This is a genomic window from Streptomyces sp. NPDC008238, assembly GCF_042956445.1.
In the GTDB taxonomy this organism is placed as follows: domain Bacteria; phylum Actinomycetota; class Actinomycetes; order Streptomycetales; family Streptomycetaceae; genus Actinacidiphila.
The window spans coordinates 89,651-113,817 of sequence record NZ_JBIBGK010000001.1; the positions used below are offsets into that span (position 1 = coordinate 89,651).

Here is a 24,167-nt window from a genome sequence, read left to right on the forward strand (position 1 = left end):
CCTGCCACGCTGCACCGCCGTGCCGTGACGCGGCGCCGTGCCGGTCCGCACTAGCCGTGCCAGGACCGCCACAGCGCCGCGTAGGCACCGTCGGCCTCCACCAGCTGGTGGTGACTGCCCAGCTCGCTAATCCGGCCGTCCTCGACCACCGCGATCAGGTCGGCGTCGTGCGCGGTGTGCAGCCGGTGCGCGATGGCCACCACGGTCCTGCCGTCGAGCACCCGGGCCAGCGACCGCTCCAGGTGGCGCGCCGCACGCGGGTCCAGCAGCGAGGTCGCCTCGTCCAGCACCAGGGTGTGCGGGTCGGCGAGGACCAGCCGGGCCAGCGCCACCTGCTGCGCCTGGGCCGGGGTGAGCGCGGTGCCGCCCGAGCCGACCTCGGTGTCCAGGGCGTCGTCGAGCGCCCGCGCCCACCCGTCGGCGTCGACCGCGGCGAGCGCCGCCCACAGCTCCTCGTCGCCCGCTCCCGCCCGGGCGAGCAGCAGGTTGTCCCGGAGGGTGCCGACGAAGACGTGGTGCTCCTGGTTGACCAGGGCCACGTGCTCGCGGACCCGCTCCGCGGGCATCCGGGCCAGCTGGGCGCCGCCGAGGGTGATCTCGCCGGCCCGCGGACTGTAGATCCCGGCCAGCAGCCGCCCCAGCGTCGACTTGCCGGCCCCGGACGGCCCGACCAGGGCCAGCCGGGTGCCCGGACGGACCCGCAGGCTCACCCCGTGCAGCACGTCGCTGCCGGCGCGGTAGCCGAACCGCACCTCGTCGGCGTGGACGTCGCGGCCGACCGGCGTCACCCGCTTGTCCCCGGCGCCCGGCTCGACCTCCCGGACGCCGACCAGCCGGGCCAGCGACACCTGCGCCACCTGCAGCTCGTCGTACCAGCGCAGGATGAGGTTGACCGGGTCGACCAGCATCTGCGCGTACAGCGCGCCCGTCGTCAGCTCGCCCACCGTCATCCGGCCGTGCAGCACCAGCGTCCCGCCGATCAGCAGCACCGACGCGAGGATGAGCGCGTACGTCGCGTTGATCACCGGGAAGAGCACGCTGCGCAGCCACATCGTGTAGCGCTCCCAGGCCACCCACTGCCGGATCCGCGTACGGGACAGCTCCTCGCGGCGGTCGCCGAGCCGGTGCGCCTCGATGGTGCGCCCGGCGTCCACCGACTCCGCGAGGACGGCCGAGACGGCCGCGTAGCCGGCCGCCTCGGAGCGGTACGCCTTCGGAGCGCGCCGGAAGTACCAGCGGCAGCCGGCGAGCAGCACCGGGACGGCCACCAGCACCGCCAGCGCCAGCGGCGGCGAGGTCGCCGTCAGCGCGCCGAGCAGCAGGCCGCTCCACACCACGGCGATCGCCAGCTGCGGGACGGCCTCGCGCATGGCGTTGGACAGCCGGTCGATGTCCGTGGTGATGCGGGACAGCAGGTCGCCCGTTCCCGCCCGCTCCAGGACCCCCGGGGGCAGCCCCACGGACCGTACGAGGAAGTCCTCGCGCAGGTCCGCCAGCATCCGCTCGCCCAGGACCGCGCCGCGCAGCCGCACCTCCCGGACGAACACGGTCTGCACGGCGAGGGCCGCGGCGAACAGCGCCATGGTGCGTCCCATGTGCAGGTCGCGGTGGCCCGCCGCCAGGTCCTCGACGAGCCGGCCCAGCAGGTAGGGGCCGACCATCGAGGCGAGGACGGCGACGGCGTTGACCGAGACGAGGACGGCGAACGCGCCCCGGTGCCGCCGGGCCAGCTCGGCGACGTAGCCGCGCACCGTGGCGGGCGAGCCCACCGGCAGGGTCGTGACGTGCCGCGGCGCGGCCGGGTCGTACAGCGGCGGTTCCACGCCGATCATGCGGTCTCCTCGGCCTTCTCGAGTGGTGCGGATTCCCCGGCCTCCGGCTCGGTCTCGCGGGTGACGACGGCGCGGTAACCGAGGTCGGTGCGGAGCAGTTCGCGGTGCGTGCCGGACGCGCGCACCGCGCCGTCCTCGACGAACACCACCCGGTCCGCACGGTCGAGCAGCAGGGGGCTGGAGGTGAGGACCACCGTCGTCCGCTGGGCGCGCAGCGCCTTCAGGCCCTGGGCGATCCGGGCCTCGGTGTGGGTGTCGACGGCGCTGGTCGGCTCGTCCAGCACCAGGACCCCGGGATCGGCGACGAGCGACCTGGCCAGCGCCAGACGCTGCCGCTGGCCGCCCGACAGCGAGCGTCCGCGCTCGGTGATCCGGGACCGCATCGGGTCCCCGCCGGCGTCCACCGAGGCCTGCGCGAGCGCGTCGAGCACGTCGCCGCACTGCGCGGCCGCCAACGCCTCGGCCGGGGTGACCCGGCCGGAGGCGGGCACGTCCAGCAGCTCGGTCAGCGTCCCGGACAGCAGCACCGGGTCCTTGTCCTGGACCAGCACGGCCGCGCGGGCCGCCGCCGGCGGCAGGTCCTCCAGCGCCGTACCGCCGAGCAGCACCGAGGGGGTGTCCCCGGACCCGTCCGGGGAGTGCCCGCCGAGCCGGTCGGCGAGCGCGCCTGCGGCGTCCGGGTCCCCGCACACCACGGCGGTCAGTTCCCCGGCGGGCGCGAAGAGCCCCGTCAGCGGGTCGTGGAGGTCACCCGTGGGCAGCCCGTCCGGGTGCCTGACGGTCCCGCGGTCGCCGCCCGCGCCGTCCCTCCGCAGGGCCAGCACCCGGGCGGCGCGCGTGGCGGACGGCCGCGAGAAGGAGTACGCCATCGCGATCTCCTCGAAGCCCCGCAGCGGGAAGAGCAGGAAGACCACCGTCCCGTAGACGGTGACCAGTTCGCCCACCGTGATCCGTCCCTCCAGCGCCAGCCGGGCGCCGTACCAGGTCACCGCGAGGAGCAGCAGCCCGGGCAGGGCCACCTGCACGGCGCTGATCAGCGCCCACATCCGGGCGTTGCGGACGGCGGCGCCGCGGACCTCCTGGGAGGCCTGCCGGTAGCGGGACAGGAAGAGTTCCTCGCCGCCGATGCCGCGCAGTACGCGCAGTCCGGCCACGGTGTCGGAGGCGAGTTCGGTGGCCTTGCCCGCCTTGGCGCGCTGTTCGTCGGCGCGCCGTGTCGCGTGCGGGAGCAACGGCAGGACGGACAGGGCGAGTACGGGGACGCCCGCGGCGACGATCAGCCCGAGCTCCGGCCGGTAGACCAGCAGGGCGACGGTGACGCCCACGGTCGCCAGCACGGAGCAGGCGAAGCGGGCCAGTGCCTCGACGAACCAGCCGATCTTCTCGACGTCCCCGGTGCTCACCGCGACGACCTCGCCGGCCGCGACCCTCCGGGTGAGCAGCGAGCCCAGTTCCACGGTCTTGCGCGACAGCAGCAGCTGCACCCGGGCGGCCGCGGTGATCCAGTTGGCGACGGCGGTGCGGTGCAGCATGGTGTCGCCGACGGCGGCCACCACGCCCAGGGCGAGGATCAGGCCGCCCGCGAGCGCCAGGCGCCCGCCGGAGCCGTCGACGACGGCCTGAACGGCGATGCCGACGGCGGCCGGGAAGCAGGCGACGGCCGCCATGTGGAGGGTGCCCCACAGTGCGGCCTTGACCTGGCCGCCGATCTGGCGCCGTTCCAGCCAGAGCAGGAGACGGAAGCCGGAGCGGGCGTCGGGGACACCCGGGTCGGCATGGGGGAGAGCGCGTAGCGACATGACGTCCCGACATCGGTGCTGGAGTGGGAGCGGACGTGTCAGCGTCGCGTCACCGAGGTGACGAATTCAACCCGTTTTTTCCCGCGTCGGGTGGAACGGCCGGCGGCCCCCGTCCGTCCTCACCGGAGGGTGCGAAGATGGAACGCGACTGCACGGAAGAGGAGCGGTTCGAGTGATGCGTGGGGCGGGGACGGTGGTGGTCGCGGCGGCGCTGGTGCTGCTCGCCGGTTGCGCAGGGAGCACCGACGGGCACCAGGACGCGTCGGGGCGGACCGTGGAGAAGCAGCGGCCGCGCGCGACCCAGGCGGCCGCCACACGTACGATCCCGGGCGTCGGCGCCGCGCTGCGGGACCGCATCCCGGGCGAGGCCCGTCAGGTCGTCGCGGTGTACGGGGACGGCGCGCGCTCCGCGGACTCGACCATCGTGCTGTACACCCGGCAGGGCGACCTGTGGAAGCGCGAGCGCTCGTGGCCCGGGCACAACGGCAAGCGCGGCTGGACGACCGACCACCACGAGGGCGACAGGAAGAGCCCGGTGGGCGTCTTCACGCTGTCGGACGCGGGCGGCGTGCTGGCCGAGCCGGACTCCCGGCTCCCGTACCACCGCTCGTCCGCCTTCGCCGCGCCGCGGTCGTGGTCCCGGTCGCACTGGCACGACTTCGACCTCGTCATCGCCATCGACTACAACCGGGTCAAGGGCACCTCCCCGCTCGACCCGACCCGCCCCCAGGGCCAGTCCAAGGGCGGCAGCATCTGGCTGCACATGGACCACGGCAGTGGCACGTCGGCCTGCGTCAGCCAGTCCAAGGCCGACATGGAGTACCTGCTGCGCACGCTCGACCCGGCGCTCCACCCGGTCGTGGTGATGGGGGACCGCGCGCACCTGACGGCCTGACGACCTGACGGCTGATCAATAGGACGCCCCGCAAGGGCCGGAAAGCCGCCGCAAGAGCCAAGCAGCCTGTTTCCGCAAGAAGTTGAAAGTTTTTCCACGCGACGTATTGACGCTACCCGCCCGTGGCGCCAGTCTCCTACCCGGAGTTCCCACGGGCGGGAACCCCGCCCCCACACTCGATGGCCCGGCGCGTGGCTGTCTTCGGGGCACCTTTGTGCCCGAACACGAAGGAGCCGCACCATGAGATCGCGTTTTCTGCGCGCGGGTCTCGCCGCCATGCTCGGCACCGCCGGGCTCGTCGGCGTCTCGCAGCAGCCGGCCCACGCAGCGCCGCCCGGAAGCAAGGACGTCACGGCCACCCTCTTCGAGTGGAAGTTCGCCTCGGTCGCCAAGGAGTGCACCAGCACCCTCGGGCCGGCCGGGTACGGCTTCGTCGAGGTGTCGCCGCCCCAGGAGCACGTCCAGGGCGCGCAGTGGTGGACCTCCTATCAGCCCGTCAGCTACCGCATAGCGGGCCGGCTGGGCGACAGCACGGCGTTCCGGAACATGGTCGACACCTGCCACGCCGCCGGGGTGAAGGTCGTCGTGGACGCCGTCGTCAACCACATGAGCGCCGGCTCGGGCACCGGCACCGGCGGTACGTCCTACAGCAAGTACACCTACCCGGGGTACTACCAGAACCAGGACTTCCACTCCTGCCGGACGAACATCACCGACTACACCAACCGCGACAACGTCCAGAACTGCGAACTCGTCGGGCTCTCGGACCTGAACACCGGCAGCGACTACGTGCGCTCGACGATCGCGGCGTACCTGAACAGCCTCATCGCGCTCGGCGTCGACGGATTCCGCATCGACGCCGCCAAGCACATCGCGGCCTCCGACCTGGCCGCCGTCAAGGCCAAGCTCAGCAACCCCTCCGTCTTCTGGGCGCAGGAGGTCATCTACGGCTCCGGGGAGGCCGTGCAGCCCGGCGAGTACACCGGCACCGGTGACGTCGACGCCTTCCAGGGCGCGTACGACCTCAAGCGCATCTTCACCAGTGAGAAGCTCGCCTACCTCAGCAACTGGGGCGCCTCATGGGGCGCGGGCTACCTCCCGAGCGGCAGCTCCCGCACCTTCGTGGACAACTGGGACACCGAGCGCAACGGCTCGACCCTCAACTACAAGGCCGGCGCGACCTACACCCTGGCCAACGTCTACATGCTGGCCTGGCCCTACGGGTCGCCGAACGTCCACTCCGGCTACGAGTTCTCCGACAACGACGCCGGGCCGCCCAACGGCGGCTCCGTCAACGCCTGCTACAGCGACGGCTGGAAGTGCCAGCACGCCTGGCCGCAGATCGCCGGGATGGTCGGGTTCCGCAACGCGGTGGCCGGCACCGCGGTGACCAACTGGTGGTCAAACGGCAACAACGCCATCGCCTTCGGACGCGGCAGCAAGGGCTACGTCGCGATCAACCACGAGAGCGGCCCGCTGACGCAGACCTTCACCACCTCGCTGCCCGCCGGCACCTATTGCGACGTGCAGCACGGCGGCGCCACCTACACCGTCGGATCCGACGGAAGGTTCACCGCCACCATCGGCGCCAACGACGCGGTCGCGCTCTACGCCGGCGCTCCCTGCGGCACGGGAGGCGGCGGCACCACACCCGCGAGCGGCGCGTCCTTCTCGGTCAACGCCACCACGGTGTGGGGCCAGAACGTGTACGTGGTCGGCAACAACGCCGCGCTCGGCAACTGGAACACCGGGAGCGCGCTGCCGCTGTCCTCGGCGGCCTATCCGGTGTGGAAGCTCGACGTCTCCATGGGCGCGGGCACGTCCTTCGAGTACAAGTACGTCAAGAAGGACGGCAGTGGGAACGTCACCTGGGAATCCGGCGCCAACCGCACGGCGACCGTCCCCGCGAGCGGCAAGGTGACGCTGAGCGACACCTGGCGCTCCTGAGGCCCCGGTCGGCACGCCCCCGCGTGCCGGCCCCGGTCCCGGACCTCAGCAGCGACCCGGCGCGGTGTCCAGGGCGGCGAGCAACGCCGTCAGGGCATCGCGCTGGTCCGTGTCCAGGGGGGCGAGCAGCTCCTCGGCCGCCGCCCGGCGGGCCCGGCGCAGCCGCCGTACGGCGTCGTCGCCCTCCTCGGTGAGTTCGATGCGCACCACCCTGCGGTTGGCGGGGTCGGGCGCCCGGCGGACCAGTCCCCGCTCCTCCAGGGCGTCGGTCAGGCTCGTCACCGCGCGCGGCACGACGTCCAGCCGCTCGGCGAGGTCGGCCATCCGCGGCGCGGGCCCGCTCCCCAGGATGTGGGCGACCGTGCGCAGCATGCGCGCCTGGGCGGGCGTGACGCCCACCGGCTCCAGGTGCCGCCGTTGCGCGCGGTGCAGCCGGCGGGTCAGCCACAGCAACTGGTCGGCGAGGCGCCCGGTGGTCTCGTCGCTGTCCGCGGCAGGGGTGCGGGATTCCATGGTCAGAGGGTATCAGGATGCGGTTCATTGTGAGTATAGGTAACAATGAACTACACTCTCATCGTCCTGCCCTGCCCGGACCTTTCGGAGGCCCTTTGCACCCCGATGAAGCCCCGCGGTGGACCCCGCCGCCCAAGGACCCCGCCCGCACCACCGACGTACGTCGCGTCCTGCGGCTCTTCCGTCCCTACCGCGCCCGCCTCACCCTCGTCGGGCTCCTGGTCGGCGCCGCCTCGCTCGTCTCGGTCGCCTCGCCCTTCATGCTGCGCGAGATCCTCGACACCGCGATCCCGCAGGGCCGTACCGGCCTGCTGAGCCTGCTCGCCCTCGGCATGATCGCCACCGCCGTCCTCAACAGCGTCTTCGGCGTCCTGCAGACCCTGATCTCCACCACGGTCGGCCAGCGCGTCATGCACGACCTGCGCACCGCCGTCTACGAGCGGCTGCAGCGTATGTCGCTCGCCTTCTTCACCCGGACCCGCACCGGCGAGGTGCAGTCCCGCATAGCCAACGACATCGGCGGCATGCAGGCCACCGTCACCTCCACCGCGACCTCGCTGGTCTCCAACCTCACCAGCGTCGTGGCCACCGTCGTCGCCATGATCGCCCTGGACTGGCGACTGACCATCGCCTCCCTCCTGCTGCTTCCGGTCTTCGTGTGGATCAGCCGCCGGGTCGGCACCGAACGCAAGAAGATCACCACCCAGCGCCAGAAGCAGATGGCGGCGATGTCCGCCATCGTCACCGAGTCGCTGTCGGTCAGCGGCATCCTCCTCGGCCGCACTATGGGACGCGCCGACTCCCTCAGCCGCACCTTCGCCGAGGAGTCCGACCGGCTGGTCGACCTCGAGGTGCGCTCCAACATGGCCGGCCGCTGGCGCATGTCGACCATCGGCGTCGTCATGGCCGCCATGCCCGCGCTCATCTACTGGGTCGCCGGGATCGCCGTGCACGGAGCGGGCGGCACCGTCTCCATCGGCACACTCGTCGCCTTCGTCTCGCTCCAGCAGGGCCTCTTCCGGCCCACCGTCAGCCTGTTGTCGACCGGCGTCCAGGTGCAGACCTCGCTCGCGCTCTTCCAGCGCATCTTCGAGTACCTCGACCTGCCCGTCGACATCACCGAGAAGGACGACCCCGTGCGCCTGCCGCGCGTCCGCGGCGACATCCGCTTCGAAGGCGTCGGCTTCTCCTACGACGCGGCCTCGTCCGCACGCACCCTGGACGGCATCGACCTGACGGTCCCGGCCGGCGGCAGCCTCGCCGTCGTCGGCGCCACCGGCTCCGGCAAGAGCACCCTGAGCTACCTCGTGCCCCGGCTGTACGACGTCAGCGAGGGGCGTGTCACCCTCGACGGCTTCGACGTACGCGACCTGGCCTTCGACACGCTCGCCGCATCGGTCGGCGTCGTCTCGCAGGAGACGTACCTCTTCCACGCCTCGGTCGCCGAGAACCTGCGCTTCGCCAAGCCCGACGCCACCGACGAGGAGATCGTCGCCGCGGCGCGCGCCGCACAGATCCACGACCACATCGCGGGCCTGCCCGACGGCTACGACACCGTCGTCGGCGAGCGCGGCTACCGCTTCTCCGGCGGCGAGAAGCAGCGCCTCGCCATCGCGCGGACGATCCTGCGGGACCCACCGGTCCTCATCCTCGACGAGGCCACCAGCGCGCTGGACACCCGTACCGAGCACGCCGTCCAGGACGCCATCGACGCCCTCTCGGCGGGCCGGACGACCATCACCATCGCCCACCGGCTGTCCACCGTCCGGGACGCCGACCAGATCGTCGTCCTCGACCACGGCCGGATCGTGGAGCGCGGCAGCCACGACGAACTGCTCGCCACGGACGGCCGCTACGCCGCCCTGGTCCGCCGTGACGCCCAACTCGTCCATACGGCATGATCCTCGGCCATGGGACCCATCGCAGGGGCGGAACTCCCCGGCTACCGGCAGATCGAGGCGGACGCCTGGACCAATGACCACGGCGACCTCGTCAGCCTGCACTGGTTCGACGTGCCGCCGGACATACCCGCGCCCCTGGAGGACCTGCCGCGCCTGCGGCACGCGCTGGCCCACTACACGGCCGCGGCAGGCGGCGGCCTCATCGAGGCCGACGTCGTCCACCTGGGGACGGTCCCGACGCTGCGCCAGGTCATCAAGGTCCCGCTGCCGGACCGCCCCACCGGGCAGGCGTTCCTGGGCAGCTACACCCTGCCCCGCGCCTCCTGCAGCGCCGTCGTGAAGGTGCAGGCCCTGGAGCAGGGCACCACCGGCGCCCGGGAGGCGCGGGTGCTCATCGAACTCGGCCCCGAGCGCTACTTCATGCCCCACCCGTACGCCACAGACCTGCGGCAGGGCCTCCCCTTCCACTGGGGCGACGCCCCCCACTACGACGCGCACTTCCCGGAGCACCCCCTCACCCGGGTCCGGGACACCCTGGCCCAGCTCGCCGTCTCGCTCCGGGTCGCACCGGAGTTCGCGGGCTTGCCGGCGTTCGCAGGACCGGCCGCCACCACCTCGTGAGCGGGCGGACAGGCGGATCCCCGTGGGCGGGCGATCGCCGCCCGGCACAGCACAGCAGCGCCGCGCAGAACGCAGGAGGCACCGATGCCCGCGTCCGATCGTTCCGCCCTGCTGCCGGCCGGACTGCTCGCCACCGCGGGCACCGCGCACTTCGTGGTGCCCCGGCCCTTCGACGCGATCGTCCCGCGCGTCCTGCCCGGGGCGCCCCGCACCGGGACCCACGTCAGCGGCGCGGCGGAACTGGCGCCGGCCGCCGGCATCGCCCTTCCGCGTACACGCGGGGCGAGCGCGCGGCCGGCGGCCGGCTTCTTCACCGCCGTGCTCCCCGCCGACGTGAAGATGGCCCGCGACTGGCGCGACCGGCCCGCGCCGCTGCGGAAGGCGGCCTGGGCCAGGCTGCCGCTGCAGGCTCCGCTCGTGCTGTGGGCCCTGAAGGTGAGCCGCGACAGCCGCCCCTGACCGGACCGCGGGCGTCGGTGCCCCATCGCTGTCAGTGCCCCGTTCTACCCTCGAACGGTGACCTCGCCCAGGACCCTGTCCGTCGCCGTCGTCGCCGATCCCCTGGGGACCGGCGGGCGGCTGCAGGCGCTGCGCGAGGACGGCACCGCGGACGGCCCAGCGCAGAGCGTCGGCGACCTGGCCGCGGCCGTCGCCGAGCGCGAGGCACGGCAGGCGCCGCGCTGGGTGTGGGCCGCGACCGACGAGATCTACCCGCCGCTGCTGGAGCGCGCCCCGGCGCGTCCGGCCCGGTGCCACGACCTGAAGCTTGTCGAGTCCCTGCTGCTGGGTTCCGAGGAGCGCTGGGGCCTGCCGCGCTCGCTCGGCGCCGCCTGGGCCCGGCTGCGCGGACTCCCCGTGCCGGACGACGCGCGCGAGGGCGGCCCCGACGACCAGCCGGTGCTCTTCGCCGCCGACCGCCACCATCTGCCGCCGGGCACCGACCCGCTGGAGGCGGTGGTCGCCGTCCACGCCGAGCAGCAGCGCCGCATCGCCCTGTCCGAGCACCCCGACCGGCTGCGCCTGCTGGCCGCCGCCGAGTCCGCCGGCGCCCTGGCCGCCGCCGAGATGACCTGGGACGGCCTGCCCTGGAGCGCCACCGCCCACGACGTTGTGCTCACCGGTCTCCTGGGCCCCCGGCCGGCCGGGGGCGTCCGCCCCAAGGTGCTGTCCGAGCTCGCCACCGGCATCCAGGAGGCCCTGGGCCGTCCGGTCAACCCCGACTCGCCCGCGCAACTGCTGCCCGCCTTCGAGCGCGTGGGCGTGAAGATCGGCTCGACCCGCTCCCATGTGCTGCGGGAGGTCGGGCATCCGGCCGCCGCGCTGCTGCTGCGCTACAAGGAGCTCTCCCGCATCCACAGCGCCCACGGCTGGGCGTGGCGCGAACAGTGGGCGCCCACCGGGCGGTTCCACCCCGAGTACGTCGTCGGCGGAGTCGTCTCCGGCCGCTGGGCCACCCGCGGCGGCGGCGCCCTGCAGATCCCCCGGCAGATCCGTGCCGCGGTGGTCGCCGACCCCGGGCACCGGCTGGTCGTCGCCGACGCGGGCCAGCTGGAACCGCGCGTCCTGGCCGCCCTCTCCGGCGATCCTGGGCTGGCGGCGGCCGCCGCCGAGGGCGACCTCTACGCCGCCCTCGCGCGCACCGCGTTCGGCGGCGACCGCGCCCGGGCCAAACTCGGCCTGCTGGGCGCCATGTACGGCCAGACCAGCGGCGAGGTGGGACCGTTGCTCGAGGTGCTGCGCCGCCGCTTCCCGGACGCCATGCGCCTGGTGGAGTCCGCCGCCCGCACCGGCGAGGGCGGCGGCGTCGTACGCTCCCACCTCGGGCGCACCTCACCCGCCCCGTCAGCCGACCGGCAGGACCTCACCGACGCGCAGGCCCGCGCCTGGGGACGCTTCACCCGCAACTTCGTCATCCAGGCGACGGCCGCCGAGTGGGCGCTGGCCGTACTGGCCTCCCTGCGCCGCCGCCTGGCGGCGCTCGGAGGACGGCCGCGCCTGGTGTTCTTCCTGCACGACGAGGTCATCGTGCACACGCCGCAGGAACTGGCTCCCGACGTGGAGCGCGCCGTCGCCGAGTCCGCGGAGGAGGCCCGGCGCCTGCTCTTCGGCCCGACGCCGGTGCCCTTCCCCCTGCAGACCCACGTGGTCGACTGCTACGCGGACGCCAAATGAGCGGCGTGCGGTCAGTCCGTCACGAGCAGGACCTCCAGGGTGCGCGGCCCGTGCACACCCTCGACCCGGTCCAGCTCGATGTCGCTGGTAGCCGAGGGCCCGGAGATCCACGTCAACGGCCGCACGGGGTCCAGCCGTTCCAGCGCCTGCGGCACCGAGTCCACGACCTGTTCCGGGACGCGCACGACGACGACGTGGTGGTCCGGGACGAGCGTGATCCTGCGCCGCCCCTGGTCGGGTCCGCCGTCCAGCACGATGGTGCCGGTCTCCGCGATCGCCACCGCGCAGCCCGTGACGACGCTGTCGACCGCGTCGAGTTCGCGTGCCGTCAGCCCGGCCGAGTCCGCCACCTGCTCCACGCACTGCACGGCGGAGAGCCACTGCTCCGGCAGGCCGGGCGGCACGACGACCCGGCGGGTGCCGCGCGCCGCGAGCAGGCCCGCGAGGCGGCCGGGGAGTTCGTCGCCGGTGGCGCGGTGGACGATCGCGCGGTAGTCGGCGAGGTTCTCGGCCAGCAGGTCGGCGGTCTCCGCCGCGTCCCGTCGCCCGTGGACGCGGAGATAGCCGCGGTCCACCGCGCCGCGCGCCGGTACTGTCTCGCGCTGCGTGTCGGCGAGGGCGCGGCGGATCCGCCCCAGGACCTGGTCGCGGGTGCTCACTTGGTGCCCTCCCTGCTCTCGGTGCCGGTGCCGGTGCCGGTGCCGGTGCCGGTGCCCGTGCCCGTGCCTGTGGCGCCCGGCCCCCGGGTGCGTCGCCACCAGTCGCGGAAGGACTCCGCAGGCACCGACGGGACCTCCCGGGTGTCGGTCCACGCCTTCCCGGGCCCCGGCAGCCGCCGGGGGTGGAACCTGCGGGTCCGCGACGCCAGCCGCTGGCCGGCGCGCAGGGCCGCCGGATGGTCCAGCGTCCAGCGTGCCGCGCGCATCGCCGCCCGCTCGGCGGCGTGTCCCTTGGCGGGCCGGAGCGTCACCTTGTTGCCCGCCCGGGTCACCTCACCGCCCTGCACCACGCGTTCCCGCAGGTGGACGAGGACCTCCGGGATGTCGATGGCGACCGGGCACACCTCGTAGCAGGCGCCGCAGAGGGAGGAGGCGTACGGCAGCGAGGCGTCGAGCGCCGTGTCCGTGCCGCGCAGCTGCGGGGTGAGGATGGCGCCGATCGGCCCCGGGTAGGCGGAGCCGTACGCGTGCCCGCCCGCCCGCTCGTACACGGGGCAGACGTTGAGGCAGGCCGAGCAGCGGATGCAGCGCAGCGCCTGGCGCCCCACCTCGTCGGCGAGGGTGTCGGTGCGGCCGTTGTCGACCAGGACGAGGTGGAAGGAGCGCGGCCCGTCCTCGTCGGTGGTGCCGGTCCAGGTGCTCGTGTACGGGTTCATCCGCTCGGCGGTGGAGGAACGCGGCAGGAGCTGCAGGAACACCTCGAGGTCCTGCCAGCGCGGCAGCACCTTCTCGATGCCGACCACCGAGATCAGGGTCTCGGGCAGCGTCAGGCACATGCGGCCGTTGCCCTCGGACTCCACCACGACCAGGGTGCCGGTCTCGGCGATCATGAAGTTGGCGCCCGAGATGCCGACCTTGGCCCGCAGGAACTTCTCCCGCAGGTGGAGCCGTGCGGCCTCGGCCAGTTCCGCGGGGGAGTCCGACAGGCCCTCGGGGGCGGGGCGGCCCCAGCGGCCCATGGCGCCGTTGAAGATGTCGCGGATCTCGGAGCGGTTGCGGTGGATCGCGGGCACGAGGATGTGGCTCGGCCGGTCGTCGCCGAGCTGCACGATCAGCTCGGCCAGGTCCGTCTCGTAGGCGGAGATCCCGGCCTCGGCGAGCGCCTCGTTGAGGCCGATCTCCTGGGTCGCCATGGACTTGACCTTGACGACCTCCGTCTCGCCCGTGGCGCGGACCAGGTCCGTCACGATGCGGTTGGCCTCGTCCGCGTCGGCGGCCCAGTGGACGGTGCCGCCCGCGCCGGTGACCGCCTCCTCCAACCGGACCAGGTAGTGGTCGAGATGGCGCAGGACGTCGTCCTTGATCTCCTTGCCCGCCGCCCGCAGTTGCTGCCAGTCGTCGAGTTCGGCGACGGCGCGGGCCCGCTTGTCCCGGATGGTGTGGGTGGCGTGCCTCAGGTTGCCGCGCAGCGTCGTGTCGCGCACGGCCTCGCCGGCGGCGACGGGGAAGGCGGGCATGCCCAGGTAGGTGCCGCTCATCGGATGCCTCCGTAGGGCTGCTCCTCGGTCGACGCGAGGATCTCGGCGAGGTGGACCGGCCGCACCTCGGAGCCGAGCCGGGCGAGGGTGCCGCCGATGTGCATCAGGCAGGAGTTGTCCACCGTGCACACGGCGCGCGCGCCGGTGGAGGTGACGTTGCGGGCCTTGTCCGCGCCCATGGCGGCGGAGACGGCCGCGTTCTTGACGGCGAAGGTGCCGCCGAAGCCGCAGCACTCCTCGGCGCCGGGCAGTTCGACCAGCTCCAGCCCCTTCACATGGCTGAGCAGTTCCTGCGGGCGGCGGCCCAGCCCCAGCATCCTCAGGCCGTGACAGGTCGGATGATAGGTGACGGGGTGGGGGAAGTAGGCGCCGACGTCCGTCACCTTGAGCACGTCGGTGAGGAACTCGGTCAGCTCGTAGGTGCGCGGCACGACGGACGCGGCGAGCGCGGCGAGGCCCTCGTCGCGTCCCTCGGCGCGGGCCCGCTCGCCGATGCGGGGGTAGTTGTCACGCACCATCGCGGCGCAGGAGCCGGACGGTGTGACGATGTAGTCGTAGCCCTCGAAGGCCTTGGCGTACCGCTTGACCAGGGGCTCCGTCTCGTGCCGGTAGCCGGTGTTGAACTGCGGCTGGCCGCAGCAGGTCTGCGCCGCGGGGAAGTCCACGCTCACCCCCAGCCGCTCCAGCAGGGTCACGACGGCCTTCCCCGTCTCGGGGTACAGCGTGTCGTTCACACAAGTGACGAACAGTGCTACGCGCATGCGGCCTCCTCACGGTCGGCACGGCCACCCGTGGGCTCATACTGCCGTATTCGCACAGCGCCGTGGGGTAGAGATCGGATGTCTGTGCGGCGCAGAGGGTGCCATTGACGAGCCATGTCGGGGTGTCCTAACGTCCCTGCCATCGATTGAAACCTTTCATATCAGACCCGAGAGGCCAGGGCCGACCGTGCAGCGCGTCTGTTTCCTGTTGAAGGTCCGCAAGGACCGGCTCGCCGAGTACCGCGAGCGCCACGCAGCCGTCTGGCCCGAGATGCTGGAGGCGCTCTCCGCCACCGGCTGGCACAACTACTCGCTCTTCCTGCGCGAGGACGGCCTGCTCGTCGGCTACCTGGAGACGGAGGACTTCGCGGCCGCGCAGGAGGCCATGGCGGCGACGGACGTGAACGCCCGCTGGCAGGCGGAGATGGGGGACTTCTTCGAAGCGCTGGACGGGGCCAGGCCCGACGAGGCCATGCGCCCGCTCACGGAGGTCTTCCACCTGGCGTGACGTCGCCGGGCGCTGCCCCGGCGGGTGATCCGCCCCGCCCCCGGAGGCCCCCGTTCCGTTCCGAAACACACGGTTCCGCTCCACCGTCACTGTTCGGCCACCCGGACACAGTGGGCACCTACGCGGTCACGTATGCGTAGCATGAACCCGCGGCCTGCGGCGGGCCGGCGGCAGGAGGTAGGGCGGAGCTCGTGACACGCATGGTGGGGATCAAGGACGTCGCCCGGCAGGCGGGCGTTTCGGTCGGCACGGTGTCGAACGTGATCAACCGGCCCGACATGGTCTCCGAGGACACGCGTGCCCGCGTGCTGTCGGTCATCGAGCAACTGGGCTATGTCCGCAGTGAGTCGGCGCGGCAGCTGAGGGCCGGGCGCAGCAGGATCATCGCGCTGCTCGTGCTCGACATGGCCAACCCCTTCTTCGTGGACGTCGCCTCGGGGGCCGAGCGGGCCGCCCGGGAGACCGGGCTCGGCGTGATGCTCTGCAACAGCGGCGAGAGCCCCTCGGAGGAGGCCGACTACCTCGGGCTCTTCGCCGAGCAGCGGGTGCGCGGCGTCCTGGTGACGCCCGCGGACACCAGCGGCCGCAACATCGCTTCCTTCCGGAGGCACGGCATCCCGTTCGTCTTCGTGGACCGCGTCGTGCCGAGCGCCGAGGCCTGCTCGGTGTCCGTGGACGACATCGAGGGCGGCCGACTGGCGGTCGACCACCTCATCGAGCGCGGCCACGAGCGCATCGTCTACGTCAGCGGTCCGATGCACCTCGCCCAGTGCCAGGACCGGCGCACCGGCGCCCTGGACGCGCTCGCCGCCGCCGGGCTCCCCGCCGAGTCCCTGGCGCACATCGAGGCCGAGCGGCTCGACGTCCCCTCCGGGCGCGACGCCGGCGCCCGTCTGCTGGGGATGGCGAACCGCCCGACCGCCGTCTTCTGCGCCAACGACCTGCTCGCGCTGGGCGTGCTGCAGGCGCTGTACGCCGCGGGCATCACGGTGCCCGAGGAGATCGCGCTGGTCGGCTACGACGACATCGAGTTCGCGGCGGCGGCCGCGGTGCCGCTCACCTCGGTGCGGCAGCCCGCGTACCGGATGGGCCGCGCGGCGGCCGACCTGCTCATAGAGGAGACCGGGGACGCAGCCGAGGAGCACGAGCACCGGCGCATCGTCTTCCAGCCGGAACTCGTCGTCCGGGCCTCCACCCTCGGCAAGGGCGGCCGTACCGCCCGCTGATCCCTCCAGGCGGGGTGCGTGGTCCGTGCGGAACCCGTGACGGGGTGCCAGCGGCCCACCGTCAGCCCGCCGCGGCCACCGGCTCCGGCGTCCCGGGCGCGTCCAGGGCTCCGGCCTGTCGTCCCCGCAGGTAGGCGCGGATCTCGCGGACCGCGCTGCGGCCGGCCCGGTTGGCGCCGATCGTGCTCGCGGAGGGGCCGTAGCCGATGAGGTGGACGCGGGGGTCGCCGGCGACCTGGGTGAGCCCTTCCAGACGGATGCCGCCGCCGGGCCCGCGCAGGTGCAGCGGGGCCAGGTGGTCGAGGGCGGCACGGAAACCGGTTGCCCACAGGATGACGTCGGCGGCGACGTGGCGGCCGTCCGCCCAGCTCACGCCGTCCGGGGTGACCAGGTCGAACATCGGGAGGCGTTCGAGGATGCCGCGCTCGCGGGCGCGTTCCATCGCCTCGGTCATGGGGAGCCCCGTCACGCTGACGACGCTCTGGGGCGGCAGGCCCTGCTTGACGCGCTCCTCCACGAGCGCGACCGCGGCCCGTCCCTGGTCCTCGCCGAAGGGGCCGGACCGGTAGACGGGGGGCCGCCTGGTGACCCAGGTCGTCGCCGCCGCGCCGCCCGGCTCGTGCAGTTCCATCAGCAGCTGGACGGCGGAGGTGCCGCCGCCGACGACGATCACGTGCTTCCCCGCGAACTCCTCGCGCCCGCGGTACCCGGCCGTGTGCAGCTGGCGGCCGCGGAAGCTCTCCTGGCCCGGGTAGCGGGGCACGAAGGGCCGGTCCCAGGTCCCGGTGGCGTTGAGCAGGGCGCGGGCCGCCCAGGTGCCGGCGTCGGTCTCGACGAGCAGCCGCCCGTCCGGCCCCTCGTGGACCGTGGAGACGTCGACCGGGCGGTGCACACGCAGGTCGAAGGTGCGCTCGTAGCGGTCGAAGTACTCGGCGACGACCTCCGCGGACGGCCGGTCGGGGTCGGCGCCCTCCAGCTCCATGCCGGGCAGCGAGTGCACCCCGTGCGCCCTGCCGTACGTCAGCGTCGGCCAGCGGAACTGCCAGGCGCCGCCCGGGCCGGGGGAGTGGTCGAGGACGACGAAGTCCTCGTCGGGCCGCATCCCGGCCCTGCGCAGGAAGTACGCACCGGACAGCCCGGCCTGCCCGGCCCCGATGACGGCGACGTCCACATCCACATGGTTCACGTTTCCACCAACTACACGCCTTCGCGGAAGCTTCCCGCGGTCACCTCGCGGCGCAGCCGGGCCACCCGCGCGGCGGCCTCCTCCAGGCGGGACAGCGGCAGGTCGCCGTCGGCGACCGCGCGGGTGGCCGCGGTACGGATGGCCTCCAGGACGCCCGTGCCGCAGCCGGGACCGAGCTGGAGCAGGTCCACGCCCGAGAGCCAGGCGAGGACGGCGGCGCCCGGCACGCCCCAGCCCTCCACGACCTCGTCGGTGTCGAGCGGTTCGCTGATGACGACCGCGCCGTCGCCGAACTCGTCCCGCAGCAGTTCGGTGACCGCGGGCCCGCTGAGGGCGGCGGGGACCCCGATGGTGACCGCCCCGGCGCGTTCCAGTCCGCGCCGGAGCCACTCCGGCGGTCTGCGGGTCCGGCCGACGGGCAGCAGGCAGACGTCGACCAGCGCGGCGACGCGGTGCGGTGCGTACACGTGGAGTCCCCCTCTGGCGCTCGGGCGGGCGCTGCCGACCCTATCCCGAGGGGCGGCAAGTGGTCCAGACCAATCGGGGGGCGGCCGCCCGGATCAGGACAGCCGCCCCCGTCGCGCGGCGACCGTCAGCGCCCTCCGGAGAGCAGCAGCGGCGCCCCGCCGGGTGCGGACGCCGGACGGCCGTTCGCCGCGGTGACACCCGCGAGGGGTGACGCCGGCAGCCTGTCGAGCAGGCCCCGCGCGGCCAGTTCGGGCATGACGCCCTCCCCGAACCAGTACGCCTCCTCCAGGTGCGGATAGCCCGACAGCACGAAGTGGTCGATCCCCAGGGCGTGGTACTCCTCGATCCGGTCCGCGACCTGCGCATGGCTGCCGACCAGCGCCGTTCCGGCCCCGCCGCGCACCAGGCCCACCCCGGCCCACAGGTTCGGCGAGATCTCGAGCCCGTCGCGCGAGCCGCCGTGCAGCGCCAGCATGCGCTGCTGGCCCACCGACTCACTGCGCCCCAGCGCCTCCTGCGCGGCGGCGACCGTGTCCTCGTCGAGGTCGTCCAGCAGCCGGTCCGCGGCGGCCCAGGCCTCCTTCGCGGAGTCACGGGAGATCACGTGCAGACGGATGCCGAAGCGGACGGAGCGTCCCTCCGCCTCGGCCAGGGCGCGGATCCAGTCGGTCTTCGCCCTGACCTGCTCCGGCGGTTCGCCCCAGGTCAGGTAGACGTCCGCGTGCCGGGCGGCGACGGGCCCCGCCGCCGGTGAGGAGCCGCCGAAGAAGACCTGCGGCAGCGGGTCGGGCGGCAGCGCGGTCAGTCCGCCCTCGACGCGGTAGTGCTCCCCGTCGAAGTCGAAGGGCAGGCCGCCCCACACCCCGCGCACCACCGAGAGGAACTCGTCGGTGCGCGCGTAGCGCGCGTCGTGGTCCAGGTGGTCGCCGAAACGGCGCTGTTCGACGGAGTCCCCGCCGGTGACGACGTTGAGCAGCAGGCGGCCGCGGGTGATCCGCTGGTAGGTCGCCGCCATCTGCGCCGCCAGGACCGGCGAGACCACCCCGGGCCGGAACGCGACCAGGAACTTCAGCCGTTCGGTGTGCTGCGACAGCGCGACCGTGGTCAGCCACGCGTCCTCGCACCAGGTGCCGGTGGGCGTCAGGACGGCCTCGAAACCCAGTTGGTCGGCGGCCCTGGCGATCTGCGCCAGGTAGGCGACGTCGGGCGCGCGCACCCCGGAGACCGGGGTGACGCGCGAACGCTTCACGCCGCCGTCGGTGTAGGCGTGCCGGTCCACCAGGGTGCGGCCGTCGCCGCCGGTGGGCAGGAACCAGTGCAGGTGCACGGACATGTGCGGCCCCTCTCAGTGGGTGCGTGCGGCGGTGGTGGAGGCGGGGAGGCCGGCGTTGAAGCGACGGTCGACGAAGGCGGCGAAGTCCACGTGCCGCGGGATCAGCCCCAGTTCCTCGAAGGTGTCGGCGATCTCCTGCTCGGAGGCGACGGCGGCGTCGTCCACGGCCACCGAGACGCGGGTGCCGTTGGTGCGCTTCACCGAGTCCAGGGCCACGTCGTACGGCAGCCCGGTCTCCTCTGCCCATACCTTCGCCCACTCCTCGGGGTGCCCGGCGACCCACTCCTGGGCGCGCCGCAGCCGCTGCAGGTAGTCGCCGATGGCGGCCGACTTCGCCTCGTCGGCGAGCGCCCCCGGCGCGGCGACCTGGAAGGCGAGCCCATTGACGCGCCCGGTGCCGGTGGTCAGGACGCGCGCGCCGTGGCCGCGCAGCACCTGGGAGGTGTACGGGTCCCAGATCGCCCAGGCGTCGACCTTGCCGCCGCTGAAGGCCGCCAGCGCGTCGGCGGGCTGCAGATAACTGACGTCCACGTCGTCGAGGGACAACCCGGCGGCCCGCAGTGAGGTGATCAGCTGGTAGTGCGCGGAACTGCCCTGGGCGACGGCGACGCGCCGGCCCTTGAGGTCGGCGAGCCGCTTCAGCGCCGAGCCCTTCGGGACGACGACGGCCTCGCCCTCGGAGGAGCCGTGCGAGGCCGCCACGACCGTGATCCGGGAGCCGGAGCCGGCGGCGAACACCGGCGGGGTGTTGCCCACCCCGCCGATGTCCACGGCCTTGGCGTTCACCGCTTCCAGCAGGGGTGGCCCGGAGGTGAAGGTGGACCACTTGATCCGGTAGGTGAGCTCGTCGAGTTCCCCCGCGGCCCTCAGGACGGCCTCGGAACCGCCCCTCTGGTCGCCGACGTTCAAGGTGACCGTGCCCTTGCCGTCGGTGCCGTCACCGGTGCCGCCCACGGAGGTGTCGGCCGTGGAGACGCCGCAGGCGGCGAGCAGGAGGGCGAGCGGGAGCAGCAGGGCGGGCGTGACGCGCCGGATGGTGTCCGTCATGGGTTCGGCTTCCTTCTCGTGAGGGCGGTCAGGCCGCACCGGCGGACGCCGGGGCGGCGACGCCGAGTTCGGCCAGCAGACGGGAGCGCAGGGCGGCGAGACCCGGATCGCCGGCGTCGCGGGGGCGGCGGAGCGCGACCGGTGCGTCGTGGGCGATGACCCCGTCCCGCATGACCAGGGCGCGGTCGGCCAGGAGCAGTGCCTCGTCCACGTCGTGCGTGACGAGCAGCACCGCGCAGCCGCGGCGTTGCCACAGCTCGGCGACGAGCCGCTGCGCCTGGATGCGGGTCAGCGCGTCCAGCGCGCCGAACGGCTCGTCCAGCAGCAGCAGATCGGGCTCGCGCACCAGCGCCCGGGCGAGCGAGGCACGCTGGGCCTCGCCGCCCGACAGAGTCTTCGGCCAGGCGCCGGAACGCTGCCGCAGCCCTACCTCCTCCAAGGCCGCCTCCGCCAAGGCCCGTCCGGGCCGTCCCGGCAGTCCGAGCAGGACGTTGCGCCACACCCGCTTCCAAGGCATCAACCGCGGCGCCTGGAAGGCGACGGCACGCCTGTCCGGCACCAGCACGGTGCCCTCGATCTCCCGGTCGAGCCCGGCGAGGACCCGCAGCAGGGTGCTCTTGCCGCAGCCGCTGCGGCCGAGCAGCGCGGTGAACTCGCCCGGTCGCAGGGTGAGGTCGAGGCCGTCGATGACGCGCCGGCCGCCGAAGGAGCGGGTCAGCCCCGCCACGCGTACGGCCGCCGGGCCGTCCGCCGCGGGCGGCGGCGCGTCGTGGCTCACTGGCCGGTGAAGGTCGGTCGCCATTGCAGCAGCAGCCTTTCGAGAGCGCGGACGACGATGTCGGCGGTGAGGCCGAGGAAGGCGTAGACGACGAGGCAGACCACGATCACGTCGGTCCGCAGGAAGTCCCGTGCCTGCGTCATCAGGAAGCCGATGCCGTCGGAGGCGTTGATCTGCTCCCCGAAGACCAGCGCGAGCCACGCGGTCGCGAGCGAGTAGCGCAGCCCCGTCATGGCGCCGGGCAGCGCGCCCGGCAGGACGACGTGCCGGACCAGCCCCCAGCGGGACAGCCCGAGCGAGGTGCCGGCCTCGATCAGCTGCTCGTCGACGCCGCGGATCCCCGCGTAGACGTTGAGGTAGAGGTGGAAGGCGACGCCGAGGGCGATGAGGGTGACCTTCGGGGCCTCGCCGATGCCGAGCCAGATGATGAACAGCGGGATCAGGCCGACGAACGGCACCGCGCGCAGCATCTGCACGCTCGCGTCGACCAGGTCCTCGCCCAGTCGGGACAGCCCGGACACCAGGGCCAGCGTGATGCCTGCCGCGCCGCCGAGGAGCAGCCCGGACACCACGCGCTGCAGCGACACCGCCATGGCGGAGCCGAGTTGACCGCTCGTCACGAGGTCGGCGGCCGTGCCGGCGATGGTGCCCGGCGAGGCCAGCACCTCGGGCCGCAGCACACCGGTCGCGCTGAGCAGCTGCCACAGCGCGAGCAGCAGCAGCGGGCCCGTCGTGCGCCGCAGCCAGCGCGGGAGCGAACGGCGGCGGGCGGAGACGGGGACCACGGGCCGCAGTCCGGGAGCGGCCGCGGGCCGGAGGGCAGGAGGTGCGTCCGGTGCGTCCGGAGGGAGGTCTGCTGATACAGGGGATATGTTCGGTGGCGCTTTGCTGATGCTCATGAGAGGGCTCCACATGGGGGAGGCGGTGAGCGGGCACGCACGCCCGTCCCTACGCGCGGCCCGTCAGGTGCAGGCCGGGGTGCGGGCGCTGCGACTCGTCACGGAACGCGTACGGGGGCGGTGCGGGAAGGGCGCACAAGAGGCGCGGAGGGCACGCCGGAAGGAGGGCGTGCGAAAAGGTGGGGAAGCGTCAGCAGCCGCAGCGACAGGCGGCGGAGGCCACCCGCAGCAGGTCGATGTGACCGCGCGTGGTGAGCAGAACGGGACGCGACATGCGGACGACCGTAGCCAGGCCGTCCGGATGGCGTCAACGGCGTCTCGGTCCTCGGAACGCGCGTCGCAACCCCGGCACGCACGGGGCCGCGGCGTGGGCCACCATGGTCACATGGCCGACGCTTTCTCCACCCGCACCATCGACGTCACCACCGGCAGCCGGGAGACGGTCCACGACCTGACCGGCGCCTGCGCTGATTTCCTCGACGACGTCGCCCACGGACGCGACGGGCTGCTCAACGTGTTCGTCCCGCACGCCACCGCCGGGATCGCCGTCATCGAGACCGGCGCGGGCAGCGACGACGACCTCCTGGCGGCGCTCCACGACCTGCTGCCGGCCGACGACCGCTGGCGCCACCGGCACGGCAGCCCCGGGCACGGCCGTGACCATGTGCTGCCCGCCGTCGTCCCGCCGCACGCCACGCTCCCGGTGGTCGGCGGCCGGCTCGAACTCGGCACCTGGCAGTCCGTCGTCCTCGTCGACACCAACCGGGACAACCCCCGGCGCCAGGTGCGGCTGAGCTTCCTGGGGTGACCGTTGCGAGGCCCGCGCGTCAGGCTGTCAGGCCGTCAGCCAGGCCATGACCGCCCGGGCGTCGAAGGCGCTCTGCCCTCCCCGCACCAGCAGACCGGCCGTCGCAAAGGCGGCGTCGTCGGCCTGCGTCGTCAGGTAGGGGACGGCGACGCAGCGCATGCCCGCCCGGTACGCCGCCTCGGCGCCGGGCGGCGCGTCCTCGACGACCACGCAGTCCGCCGGGTCCACGTCGAGCCGGGCCGCCGCCTCCAAGAAGACGTCCGGGGCGGGCTTGCCGCGCTCGACCTCCTCCGCCGACACCACGGTCGTCAGCAGCGCGTCCAGCCCGGTGGCCGCCAGCACCGCCCCGATCGCCTCCCGCGAGGAGCCCGAGGCCACCGCCACCGGGTGCCCGGCCTTCGCCAGCAGCTCGACGAACGCCCGCATCTGCGGGAACACGTCGGTGGCCCCGCGCGCCAGCTCCAGGTAGAGCCGGTTCTTGGCGTCGAGCAGCTCCTGCACGGACGCCGACAGGCCGTACTCCTCGCGCAGGGTCTCCAGCGTCTCCTTGGTGCCGATACCGATGAAGCGCCGGTGCTGCTCCCAGGTGAAGTCGTCCACGCCGTGCGCGGCCAGCAGCCGGCGGCCCGCCTCGTAGTAGTTGGGCTCGCTGTCCACGAGGGTGCCGTCGAGGTCGAATATCACCGCGGGGAGCGTCATGCCCCCAGCATGCCAAGCCGGTGATCAGGGCGTGCGCCCGGCCGCCGCGTCCCGGCCGACCGCCCGGACCAGCGGCAGCATCCGCTGCGGCACCCGCTCGCGCAGCGCGACCTCGGTACGGGTGCGCACCACGCCCGGCACCTGGACCAGCCGCTGGATCACGTCCTCCAGGTGTGCCGGCGTCCCGGGCCACCACCCGGGTGAGCAGGTCTCCGCCGCCGGTGATCGAGAACGCCTCGATGATCTCGGGCACGGCGGCCAGGGCGGCGCCCGTGGCGTCCAGGTGCCCCTGGGTCACCTCCAGGTGGACGAAGGCCAGCACCCGGTACCCGAGGGCCTCGGCCGACAGCCGCGGGCCGTACCCGGTGATCACCCCGTCCCGTTCCAGCCGGTCCAGCCGCGCCTGCAGGGTCCCGCGCGCCACACCCAGGACGCGGGCGTACTCGCGCACGCTGGTGCGCGGCTGTTCCAGCGGCAGCGCCAGGATCCGGGCGTCCAGCTCGTCGGCGGGCACGGGGCGCGGCCTCCTCGGGTCCGGGGCGTCATGGGAACGGGCCCGACGCATCCGCCGGCCCGT

At 73.6% G+C, this 24,167-nt stretch carries 23 protein-coding genes and 1 pseudogene; 9 read left to right on the forward strand and 15 right to left on the reverse strand.

All coding sequences use genetic code 11. The annotated features are described in order from the left end of the window. Positions 1 to 50: 50 nt before the first annotated feature. Both ACFZAU_RS00395 and ACFZAU_RS00400 read right to left on the reverse strand, forming a co-directional pair. Positions 51 to 1,832: an ABC transporter ATP-binding protein gene (locus tag ACFZAU_RS00395; RefSeq protein WP_500550389.1), complete on the reverse strand. Its 1,782-nt coding sequence runs from the start codon at positions 1,830 to 1,832 to the stop codon at positions 51 to 53. Continuing rightward, entirely contained in the window at positions 1,829 to 3,631 is a 1,803-nt protein-coding gene (locus ACFZAU_RS00400) for an ABC transporter ATP-binding protein (RefSeq protein ID WP_500550390.1), read from the reverse strand. The genes ACFZAU_RS00395 and ACFZAU_RS00400 overlap by 4 nt, the downstream gene beginning before the upstream one ends. 175 nt (positions 3,632 to 3,806) lie before the next feature. On the opposite strand from ACFZAU_RS00400, the gene ACFZAU_RS00405 reads away from it, so the two are divergent. Together ACFZAU_RS00405 and ACFZAU_RS00410 are read left to right on the forward strand one after the other, a co-directional pair. Then, a complete protein-coding gene (locus ACFZAU_RS00405) occupies positions 3,807 to 4,526 on the forward strand; it encodes a hypothetical protein (RefSeq protein ID WP_500550391.1) in 720 nt (239 codons plus the stop codon). A gap of 240 nt (positions 4,527 to 4,766) precedes the next feature. Further along, positions 4,767 to 6,473, forward strand: coding sequence for a carbohydrate-binding module family 20 domain-containing protein (locus tag ACFZAU_RS00410; RefSeq protein WP_500550392.1), 1,707 nt, complete (start codon positions 4,767 to 4,769; stop codon positions 6,471 to 6,473). A gap of 45 nt (positions 6,474 to 6,518) precedes the next feature. Here ACFZAU_RS00410 and ACFZAU_RS00415 read toward each other — a convergent pair whose 3' ends face one another. After that, positions 6,519 to 6,986 (reverse strand): MarR family winged helix-turn-helix transcriptional regulator, encoded by a 468-nt coding sequence (locus tag ACFZAU_RS00415; RefSeq protein WP_499603120.1) that lies wholly within the window; start codon positions 6,984 to 6,986, stop codon positions 6,519 to 6,521. 95 nt (positions 6,987 to 7,081) lie between these two features. Here ACFZAU_RS00415 and ACFZAU_RS00420 point away from each other — a divergent pair, with 95 nt between their 5' ends. From ACFZAU_RS00420 to ACFZAU_RS00435, 4 genes are all read left to right on the forward strand, one after another. Then, positions 7,082 to 8,887 (forward strand): ABC transporter ATP-binding protein, encoded by a 1,806-nt coding sequence (locus ACFZAU_RS00420; RefSeq protein WP_500550393.1) that lies wholly within the window; start codon positions 7,082 to 7,084, stop codon positions 8,885 to 8,887. A gap of 9 nt (positions 8,888 to 8,896) precedes the next feature. Continuing rightward, positions 8,897 to 9,508: a hypothetical protein gene (locus ACFZAU_RS00425; RefSeq protein ID WP_500550394.1), complete on the forward strand. Its 612-nt coding sequence runs from the start codon at positions 8,897 to 8,899 to the stop codon at positions 9,506 to 9,508. An 84-nt stretch (positions 9,509 to 9,592) separates the two neighbouring features. Beyond that, the gene (locus ACFZAU_RS00430) at positions 9,593 to 9,967 is read left to right on the forward strand and encodes a DoxX family protein (protein WP_500550395.1); all 375 of its coding nucleotides are present in this window, start codon (positions 9,593 to 9,595) and stop codon (positions 9,965 to 9,967) included. 57 nt (positions 9,968 to 10,024) lie between these two features. After that, positions 10,025 to 11,680, forward strand: a complete 1,656-nt coding sequence (locus tag ACFZAU_RS00435; RefSeq protein WP_500550396.1) for a bifunctional 3'-5' exonuclease/DNA polymerase — start codon at positions 10,025 to 10,027, stop codon at positions 11,678 to 11,680. Between the two features lie 11 nt (positions 11,681 to 11,691). Here the strand turns inward: ACFZAU_RS00435 and ACFZAU_RS00440 are convergent, their stop codons facing one another. The 3 genes from ACFZAU_RS00440 to ACFZAU_RS00450 are packed head-to-tail and all read right to left on the reverse strand — an operon-like array spanning position 11,692 to position 14,638. Next, on the reverse strand, positions 11,692 to 12,339 hold the full coding sequence (locus tag ACFZAU_RS00440; protein WP_500550397.1) for a LutC/YkgG family protein: 648 nt from the start codon (positions 12,337 to 12,339) through the stop codon (positions 11,692 to 11,694). Beyond that, positions 12,336 to 13,877, reverse strand: a complete 1,542-nt coding sequence (locus tag ACFZAU_RS00445; RefSeq protein WP_500550398.1) for a lactate utilization protein B — start codon at positions 13,875 to 13,877, stop codon at positions 12,336 to 12,338. The genes ACFZAU_RS00440 and ACFZAU_RS00445 overlap by 4 nt, the downstream gene beginning before the upstream one ends. Further along, positions 13,874 to 14,638 carry a (Fe-S)-binding protein gene (locus ACFZAU_RS00450; protein WP_500550399.1) on the reverse strand — a complete coding sequence of 255 codons (765 nt, stop codon included), beginning with the start codon at positions 14,636 to 14,638 and terminating at the stop codon, positions 13,874 to 13,876. The genes ACFZAU_RS00445 and ACFZAU_RS00450 overlap by 4 nt, the downstream gene beginning before the upstream one ends. A 187-nt stretch (positions 14,639 to 14,825) precedes the next feature. On the opposite strand from ACFZAU_RS00450, the gene ACFZAU_RS00455 reads away from it, so the two are divergent. Then, entirely contained in the window at positions 14,826 to 15,146 is a 321-nt protein-coding gene (locus tag ACFZAU_RS00455; RefSeq protein ID WP_500550400.1) for an L-rhamnose mutarotase, read from the forward strand. A 200-nt stretch (positions 15,147 to 15,346) separates the two neighbouring features. Further along, the gene (locus tag ACFZAU_RS00460) at positions 15,347 to 16,372 is read left to right on the forward strand and encodes a LacI family DNA-binding transcriptional regulator (protein ID WP_499603295.1); all 1,026 of its coding nucleotides are present in this window, start codon (positions 15,347 to 15,349) and stop codon (positions 16,370 to 16,372) included. A gap of 61 nt (positions 16,373 to 16,433) precedes the next feature. Here the strand turns inward: ACFZAU_RS00460 and ACFZAU_RS00465 are convergent, their stop codons facing one another. From ACFZAU_RS00465 to ACFZAU_RS00495, 7 genes are all read right to left on the reverse strand, one after another. Next, entirely contained in the window at positions 16,434 to 17,549 is a 1,116-nt protein-coding gene (locus ACFZAU_RS00465; RefSeq protein WP_500551093.1) for an NAD(P)-binding domain-containing protein, read from the reverse strand. 20 nt (positions 17,550 to 17,569) lie between these two features. Next, positions 17,570 to 18,025, reverse strand: a complete 456-nt coding sequence (locus ACFZAU_RS00470; RefSeq protein WP_500550401.1) for a hypothetical protein — start codon at positions 18,023 to 18,025, stop codon at positions 17,570 to 17,572. A 125-nt stretch (positions 18,026 to 18,150) separates the two neighbouring features. Beyond that, positions 18,151 to 19,359 (reverse strand): LLM class flavin-dependent oxidoreductase, encoded by a 1,209-nt coding sequence (locus tag ACFZAU_RS00475; RefSeq protein WP_500550402.1) that lies wholly within the window; start codon positions 19,357 to 19,359, stop codon positions 18,151 to 18,153. Between the two features lie 12 nt (positions 19,360 to 19,371). After that, positions 19,372 to 20,406: an ABC transporter substrate-binding protein gene (locus ACFZAU_RS00480; RefSeq protein WP_500550403.1), complete on the reverse strand. Its 1,035-nt coding sequence runs from the start codon at positions 20,404 to 20,406 to the stop codon at positions 19,372 to 19,374. Between the two features lie 28 nt (positions 20,407 to 20,434). Continuing rightward, positions 20,435 to 21,208, reverse strand: a complete 774-nt coding sequence (locus ACFZAU_RS00485) for an ABC transporter ATP-binding protein (protein ID WP_500550404.1) — start codon at positions 21,206 to 21,208, stop codon at positions 20,435 to 20,437. After that, positions 21,181 to 22,083 carry an ABC transporter permease gene (locus tag ACFZAU_RS00490; RefSeq protein ID WP_500550405.1) on the reverse strand — a complete coding sequence of 301 codons (903 nt, stop codon included), beginning with the start codon at positions 22,081 to 22,083 and terminating at the stop codon, positions 21,181 to 21,183. The genes ACFZAU_RS00485 and ACFZAU_RS00490 overlap by 28 nt, the downstream gene beginning before the upstream one ends. A 190-nt stretch (positions 22,084 to 22,273) precedes the next feature. Next, complete coding sequence (locus ACFZAU_RS00495; protein WP_500551094.1) at positions 22,274 to 22,357, reverse strand: putative leader peptide; 84 nt, start codon at positions 22,355 to 22,357, stop codon at positions 22,274 to 22,276. 111 nt (positions 22,358 to 22,468) lie between these two features. Between ACFZAU_RS00495 and ACFZAU_RS00500 the strand changes: the two genes are divergently transcribed. Further along, positions 22,469 to 22,891, forward strand: a complete 423-nt coding sequence (locus tag ACFZAU_RS00500) for a secondary thiamine-phosphate synthase enzyme YjbQ (protein ID WP_326571145.1) — start codon at positions 22,469 to 22,471, stop codon at positions 22,889 to 22,891. Between the two features lie 27 nt (positions 22,892 to 22,918). On the opposite strand, the gene ACFZAU_RS00505 is transcribed toward ACFZAU_RS00500, so the two are convergent. After that, positions 22,919 to 23,590, reverse strand: a complete 672-nt coding sequence (locus ACFZAU_RS00505) for an HAD family hydrolase (RefSeq protein ID WP_500550406.1) — start codon at positions 23,588 to 23,590, stop codon at positions 22,919 to 22,921. A 24-nt stretch (positions 23,591 to 23,614) separates the two neighbouring features. Next, a pseudogene (locus tag ACFZAU_RS00510) lies at positions 23,615 to 24,104 on the reverse strand (Lrp/AsnC family transcriptional regulator). Positions 24,105 to 24,167: the final 63 nt, after the last annotated feature.